This window comes from Streptomyces sp. MB09-02B (assembly GCF_033794485.1).
Classification (GTDB): domain Bacteria; phylum Actinomycetota; class Actinomycetes; order Streptomycetales; family Streptomycetaceae; genus Streptomyces.
Genome location: NZ_JARGEE010000422.1, coordinates 1 through 7,339 on the forward strand (window position 1 = coordinate 1; position 7,339 = coordinate 7,339).

Genomic DNA, 7,339 nt, shown 5'->3' on the forward strand with positions numbered 1-7,339 from the left:
GGGTGGCCTCGTACGGGCTCCGTGGGCGGCTCCGGGCGGGCCTCGGGGTGTGGGGTCGCGTGACCACCGCCGCCGTCGGCGGGAAGGTCACCGGCAGGGCGGCCAGGGCCCGGTGGAAGGGGCCCGGGCGCCATTCCAACGCCTCCACGGGGACCTCGAGGTCGACGTCCGGCAGTCGGTCGAGGAGTTTCTCCACCGCCACCGACGCGATCAGCCGGGCCTCGCTCTGCGCCGGGCAGTTGTGCGGGCCCGCGCTCCACGCCAGGTGGGCCCGGTTGCCCGTGCGCTGGTCGTTCGTCAGGGCCGGGTCGGTGTTGGCGGCGGCCAGCGAGACGACGAGCGGATCGCCGGCCCTCAGCAGCGCGCCCTCGTACACCACGTCCCGCTTCGGGTAGTGCACGGCATAGTTGGCCATCGGCGGGTCGCTCCACAGCACCTCGTCGAGGGCGTCCTCGACGGGGAGGCTGCCGCCGGAGAGATCACCGGCGAACCGGTCGTCGGAGAGCAGCAGCCGCAGTGCGTTGGCGATGAGGTTCTGCTGCGGTTCGGTGCCCGCGCCCATGAGGACCACGAGGGTGTGGATCATCTCCTCGTCGGTGAGCCGCGCCGGGTGCAGGGTGAGCCACGACGTCACGTCGGGCCCGGGCTGCCTCCGCTTGAGCGTGACCAGTTCGATGAGCGTGGTGGTGAGCAGTTCGTTGGCGCGTTCGGCGTCCACCCCGTCGAAGATGCCGGACATGCCCTCGACCAGCTTCAGCCCCAGCTCGGCCGGACAGCCGAACAGGTGGTTGAAGACGAGCAGGGGCAGCACCTGGGCGTACTCGCCGAGGAGGTCCGCCTTGCCGGTGGGCGCGAAACGGTCGATGAGGGTGTCGGCGCTGCGTTCGACATAGCCGCGGAGGGTGTGGGGCTCGACCCGGGCGAGGCTGTCGGTGATGGCGCCGCGCAGCCGCCGGTGCTCCTCCCCGTCGGAGAACAGGGCGTTGGGCCGGTACATCATCATCGGGACGACGGGGCTGTCCGGGGGGACGGTGCCGTCCGCGAGGTCGTTCCAGCGGCGCGGATCCTTGGAGAAGGTCTCCGTGCTGCGCAGCACGTGCAGGGCGGCGTCGTAGGAGGTCACGAGCGTGGCCCGTACGCCGGGGGCCAGCTCGACGGGAGCGGTCGGGCCGGTCGCGCGCGCCCGCCGGTAGAACGCGGCCGGGTCGGCGGCGAACTCCGGTCCGTACATGGGCCGATGGGCCGGGCAGCCCGGCGACGGACCCGACGGACCCGACGGATCGATCGGACCGGACGGAGAAGCCGGACCGGACGGATCGTTCGGACCGGACGGCGATGCGGGGGTCACGCGGGCTCCAGTTCGGTCTTGCGGTCCAGGAGGTACTCGACGAGGGCGATCAGTGCCCGGGTGGAGGAGTCCGGGTCGCGGGCGTCGCAGCGCACCAGCGGGGTCTCGTCCAGCAGGTCGAGGGCCTCGCGCACCTCGTCCAGCTCGTGCGCGGGGGCGCCGTCGAAGTCGTTGACGGCGACGGCGTACGGCAGATCGAGCTCCTCGAGGAGGCCCATCACGTCGAAGGAGTGGGACAGCCGGCGGGTGTCGGCGAGGACCAGCGCGCCGAGGGCGCCACGGGTCATGTCCTGCCAGAGCCTGGTGAAGCGCTGCTGCCCGGGGGTGCCGAACAGGTACAGCACCAGGGAGTCGTCGAGGGTGAGCCGGCCGAAGTCCATGGCGACCGTGGTCGTGGTCTTGTCGCGGGTGCCGGCGAGGTCGTCGACGAGCGCGCCGGCCTCGGTCAGGACCTCCTCGGTGCGCAGCGGCCGGATCTCGGAGAGCGTGCCGACGAACGTGGTCTTGCCGACCGCGAAGTGACCGACGACCAGCAGCTTGGCCGCCGTCCTCACCGTGGGCCGCAGATAGACGTCGTCAGAGGCGGGCGCGGAGCCCATCGAGGACCTCCTGGAGGATTTTCGCGTCGGACGGCCGGGCGGCCGAGAGGGCTGCCCCCGCGCGGCTCTGTTCGAGCGTGGGGGACGGGGCGCGGGTGACGATGTGCCCGCTGTCCATGAGGTCGGCGACCAGCACCGTGGTCACGCTGACCGGCAGTTCCAGGTGGCTCGCCACCTCGGCCAGGGAGAGCGAGCCGGGCCGGCACAGGTCCATCACCCTGCGCTTCTCCGGGCTGAGGCCGGTCAGCGGCAGATCCGTCGCGGCGACGAGCAGCGTGACCAGGTCCAGGGTGTTGCGGGTCGGGTGGGCGCGGCCGTCGGTGACGACGTACGACCGCACCAGCCGTCCCCGGGGCCGGCGGGGGGTCATGCCCTGCTGCCCGTGTCCAGCCGTGCCGGGCTGGTCAGTTCCTTGCCGAGGCGGTCGACGAGCTTGTGCATGCGGTACGTCACCGCCTCCATGTCGACCTCGTCGCCGGTGGAGACCGCGAGATAGGCGCCCTCGCCGGCCGCGACGAGGAAGACGAAGCCGTGTCCGAACTCGATCAGGGTCTGGCGCCAGGGGCGGTCGGCGGGGCCGCAGAACTCCGAGGTGCTGCGGCTGATGGACTGCAGCCCCGAGAGTCCGGCGGCGAGGCGCTCGGCGTCGTCGCGGTCGATGTCGGCGGAGTGGGCGCGGAGCATGCCGTCGGCGGAGAGCAGGATGGCGTGCCGCGCCTCGGGGACCTTCAGCACGTCGTCGAGCATCCAGCCCAGCTCGTTGTTCGTGGGCTCGATCATGCGTGGGGGGTCCCTTCGTTCTCGTGCGGGGTGGGCGACGCGGGGTCGGCGGTGGTGTCCGCGCCGGGATCGCGGTCGGGGGCGAGGCCACGGCCGAGGCTGCGGTCACGGTCACCGTCGCGGTCGCGGTCGCGGTCGGGGTCGGGGACGTACTCCTCCTCGTCGAGGATGCGTCCCGCCGCCCTGCCGAAGCGGGTGCCGCGGGCGAAGGCGCCCATGAGGCGGGCGTTCTCCTCGGGCGATCGGCCGGGGGGTTCCTCCGCCTGTACCGCGGGCTCCGGTTCGGGGGCGGTCCGCCTGGGGGTGCGCCGGCGGCGCTTGGGCAGTCCGCCCTCGGTGGTGTCGGCCGGAGCGGTCTCGACGGTCGCCTCGCGGGCGCCGGGGGCGGTCCCGGTCACGGGCGTGCGGTCGCTCCGCGGCGCGGGAGCGGCGGGCTCCAGGTGGGTCAGGAGCGCGGTGGGCAGGAACGCGACGGCGCGGACACCGCCGTACGGTGAGCGTGTGTCCACGGAGACGGTGAATCCGTAGCGCCGGGCGAGCATCCCGATGACGGCGAAGCCGAACTGGGGCGGGTCGTCGAGGCGGGTGACGTCCACCTCGTCGTCCCCGGCGAGCAGCCGGGTGGCGCGCCGCACGGCGTGGGCGTCCATGCCGACACCGGCGTCGTCGATGATCACGCACGCGCCGTTGTGCACGGCCTGGACGTCGACCTCGACGGTGGTGTTGGGCTGGGAGTGCCGGGCGGCGTTGTCGAGGAGCTCGGCGATCGCGAGGACGACCGGTTCCACGGCCCGGCTCTCCACCGCGAGGTCGACCTGGCCGTGGACGCGGACCCGCCGGTAGTCGCGGATGCGCGAGGTGGCGCCCCGGACGACCTCGACGAGCGGGGAGGTGGCCCGCTGCCGGCCGGGCCAGGAGCCGCAGAGTACGGCGATGGCCTGGGCGCGGCGGCCGAACTGGGCGTTGGTGTGGTCGACTTCGAGGAGGTCGCGCAGCACGTCGGGGTCGTCGTGCCGCTCCTGCATCTCGGAGATGGACATCTGCTGCTCGTTGGCGAGGGCCTGGATCGAGCGCATGGACGCCTTGAGAGCGGCCTTGGCGGACTGGTCGGCGCGTTGCTGGGCGTGTTCGACGGCACCGGAGAAGCGGGCGAGCACCTCGTCGAGGCCCTTGCCGAACTCCGTACCGGCGAGGCGGCCGTCGAGCGGTCCGACGTCGGGGGCGGCGGTCTGGCCGGGGTGGTCGGCGAGGGCCGGCAGGCGGACCGTGACCAGATGGCGCAGCTCCTCTTCCCGGACCCGCACGTCGTCGGCCAGGGCGGCGTTCCTCCTGCGCTGCCGTCCGGTGATCCCGTGCTGGCGCAGCAGGAGCACGGCGGTGGCGAGCAGGGCCGCCGCGAGGGCCCAGGTCACCGCCTGCGATATCGGTTCGGTCATGAAGTACGAGTCCTAACGTCCTCAAGTCCCCAGGCGTCGGGGGGTCCCGGGACGCCGGCGGGAGTTGACGGAGCGCACGACGCTAGCGGCGCGACCGCGCGGGTACTTTCCGTGACGCGCAGGGAAGTTGTCACAAGGCGCAGGAGTGGCGCAAGGGGCGCGGCGCGAGTGATGAGGTTTCCGACGGCATATTCGGCCAACTGGGCCGGGCGGAACGGCAACCGCTTGCCACGCTAAGGTGCCCTCCGAGTCCGACCGGACGGTAACCATCTTTGATCAAGCAGAAGTTGAAGATTTCCGTATGGGGGACCGTAAGGGACAACAAGGACGTCGGGGGCCCGGCACAGAGAGGGAGAGCGTTGCCCGCGGGAAGTTACAGCGTCGAGGCGCTGACCACCGAGGAGCTGGCCCCGCGCGAGCGTGCCGACTTCTGGACCGAGCAGATCGGCTCGTACCAGTCACGGATGGGGTTCAGATACGCGCGGTCGGAGAACTTCCGCGGCGAGACCGTCCGCCAGCGCACCGACACGTACCAGTTGGTGAAGTACCGGTCCGACGAGATCGAGTACACCCGCACGATGCGGCAGGTGCGTCAGGATCCGGACGAGGACTACCGGCTGCTGCTGCCGATGAACGGCGAGATCGTGCTGCAGCAGGACGGCGAGGAGGCGCGGCTGACCCCGGGCACGGCGGCACTGGTCACCTTCGCGTCACCGTTCCAGTGCCTGCAGAGCGACGCCATCGACGCGTTCATCTTCACCATCCCGGCCCGTGAGGTGGACGGCCGGCTCAACAACCGGTCACCGGTGGCCAGCGGACTGAACCTGGCGACCGGTCTCGGCCGTATCGTCGGCTCGATGCTGACCGGGCTGCACGAGGAGCGCGAGCACCTCACCGACCCGGAGTTCAACGCCGTCTCCGACCGGGTGGTGGAGCTGGTGTGCATGCTGGCCGCCGGCGACGACCGCCCCGACGCACCGGGCCAACTGGGCGAGGTGGAGGCGATGGTCCGTCGTTATGTGCGCGACCACGCGGCCGATCCGAACCTCACGGGTACGACGGTGGCGCGCGCCCTCGGCTGGTCGCTGCGCCAGGTCCAACTGGCCCTGCAGCAAGCGGGCACCACACCCCGGGAACTGATCCGGGAGGAGCGGCTGCGGCTGGTCCGGGACCGCTTACTGTGCACGGAGTGCGAGCACCTGACGATCACGGATCTCGCCTACTCCGCGGGTTTCTCCTCCGCGAGCGCACTGAGCACGGCCTTCCGGCGACGCTACGGCGTCAGTCCCCGGGAGATGCGGCAGAGCATACGTTGACGCAACTCCCTGGACAGACCACGGAGTTCGAGTCCGATCGGCACAACGGGGCCATCCGCCCAGTAGGTTCTCACACCTACCTGCCCTATCGTTCCGTTGAAGTCTAAAGCTTAGTCAAAGCATGGCCGACGGTCGAGACCGGCCGCTTTCCGGCCCTCGTGGTGTGAATGTTCCTGGAATGCGTCGTGTCCACCGTGTGCGACCTCGCCCCTTTCGCACCCGACTGCGCTCGCCAGGACGGGCGTTGACACGAGGCACCACGGCGCGCACTGGCGTGAATCATGCGCGCCCCAGAGCCGGGGACGGCGCCCGGAACGGCCGAATCCGCAGGTGACCCCCCTCCCGGCGGCCCCTCTTTCACAGATGGCGCGGCGCCATGGGCGAGGTGTGAAGAACTGCTGCGGCGCCGCCTCGCGCGGAGAGGGTAGAAAGGCGTCGCAGACCCTTGCCGCGCTGACGGCATCTCAGGTGACAGACCTCCCCTGAGCGTCTAGGACCGCTGGTCAGATAGTTGACGTTCTTCGCTACTCTGTCGCGTACTGGCTGATCGAGAGGACTCCGATGCCTGAACCCCCACCCTTCGCGACGACCCCGGATCGCGGTCGGCCGGACACGACGACGCCCCCGGCGCGTCACCGGCACGGAAAGCCCGGGGTGTCGGATTCCGCGAACTCCTCCGCAGCGCAGTCCCGACTGACGCGGCTCGCCGTTCTTCCGGCCGCGTTCATGGCCGGAATATCCACCGCCGTCACCGGCACGGTCCTTCGCCTCCAGGAGGGCACGGCCGACGCCGCCACCTGGGGGGTGCTGGCGGGCGGTGCGGTCCTGGGCTGCGGCTGTCTCGCCGGAGCCGTGCTGTCGGCCAGGAAGCGGGCGAGGTCCGACGCGCGGCGCGCCGATTCACTGCGCCAGGCCGTCACCAGCGGCAACTGGGCGCTCGAAGAGGACGTGACCCGCCTCAAGCGCGGCGAACAACTGCTCTCACGCGGCTTCACCTACCAGGCCCCGCGCGGCGAGGACCCGTACCAGAAGCTGGAGTACGACGTCACGGAGGCCCAGCACCGGGCCCGGGAGGCCCTCGTCTGGGCGGCGAGCTACTTCCAGGCGGCCTCCGACGACAACAGCGACAAGGTCGAGGTCTTCGTCAACCTGGCCCGTCGGCTCCAGTCGCTCGTCCACCGCACCATCCGTGAACTGGACGACCTGGAGAACCAGGTCGAGGACCCGGACCTGCTCCGCCGGATCTTCGGCATCGACCACCTGGCCACCCGAATACGCCGGCACGCCGAGAACCTCGCGGTGCTCGGCGGGGCGGTCTCCCGCCGCCAGTGGACGAACCCGGTGACGCTGACCGAGGTGCTGCGGTCCTCGATCGCCGAGGTCGAGCAGTACTCCCGCGTCAAACTGGTGCCGCCCATCGAGGGCACGCTGCGCGGCCACGCGGTCGCCGACGTCATCCACCTGCTGGCCGAGCTGGTCGAGAACGCCACGATGTTCTCCCACCCCGACACCCAGATCCTCCTGCGCTCGCGCCGGGTGACCGCCGGCATCGCCATCGAGGTGGAGGACCGCGGCCTGGGCATACCCCAGGAGGACCAGGACCGGATCAACACGCTGCTCGCCGACCCGGCCCGCATCGACGTCGCCAAACTGCTCGCCGACGGCCGGATCGGTCTGTTCGTCGTCTCCTCGCTGGCCCGCCGGCACGGCATCGCGGTCCAGCTGCAGGGCAACATCTACGGCGGTGTGCAGGCGATCCTGGTGCTCCCGCAGGGCCTGCTCGGCGACGAGGAGCAACAGGCCCCCGTACAGGCCCAGGTCCAGGCACGGCCGCCCGCCGCCCCCCGGCCGGCGCAGACG

General features: G+C 71.4%; 7 protein-coding genes. 2 read left to right on the forward strand and 5 right to left on the reverse strand.

What is annotated here, in order from left to right:
* The 5 genes from P1P70_RS36655 to P1P70_RS36675 all read right to left on the reverse strand — a co-directional run.
* Positions 1 to 1,231 (reverse strand): cytochrome P450 (locus P1P70_RS36655; protein WP_319245480.1); only part of this gene is annotated, 1,231 nt, incomplete at its 3' end.
* A gap of 113 nt (positions 1,232 to 1,344) precedes the next feature.
* Entirely contained in the window at positions 1,345 to 1,947 is a 603-nt protein-coding gene (locus tag P1P70_RS36660; RefSeq protein WP_319245482.1) for a GTP-binding protein, read from the reverse strand.
* Positions 1,925 to 2,317, reverse strand: a complete 393-nt coding sequence (locus P1P70_RS36665) for a DUF742 domain-containing protein (RefSeq protein ID WP_319245484.1) — start codon at positions 2,315 to 2,317, stop codon at positions 1,925 to 1,927. The genes P1P70_RS36660 and P1P70_RS36665 overlap by 23 nt, the downstream gene beginning before the upstream one ends.
* Positions 2,314 to 2,727: a roadblock/LC7 domain-containing protein gene (locus P1P70_RS36670; RefSeq protein WP_033529364.1), complete on the reverse strand. Its 414-nt coding sequence runs from the start codon at positions 2,725 to 2,727 to the stop codon at positions 2,314 to 2,316. Before P1P70_RS36670 ends, P1P70_RS36665 begins: the two co-directional genes overlap by 4 nt.
* Positions 2,724 to 4,163: an ATP-binding protein gene (locus P1P70_RS36675; protein ID WP_319245488.1), complete on the reverse strand. Its 1,440-nt coding sequence runs from the start codon at positions 4,161 to 4,163 to the stop codon at positions 2,724 to 2,726. Before P1P70_RS36675 ends, P1P70_RS36670 begins: the two co-directional genes overlap by 4 nt.
* 359 nt (positions 4,164 to 4,522) lie before the next feature.
* Here P1P70_RS36675 and P1P70_RS36680 point away from each other — a divergent pair, with 359 nt between their 5' ends.
* Positions 4,523 to 5,479, forward strand: a complete 957-nt coding sequence (locus P1P70_RS36680; RefSeq protein WP_319245489.1) for an AraC family transcriptional regulator — start codon at positions 4,523 to 4,525, stop codon at positions 5,477 to 5,479.
* Between the two features lie 561 nt (positions 5,480 to 6,040).
* The coding region (locus P1P70_RS36685; protein WP_413471632.1) for a sensor histidine kinase at positions 6,041 to 7,339 on the forward strand (1,299 nt) is incomplete at its 3' end.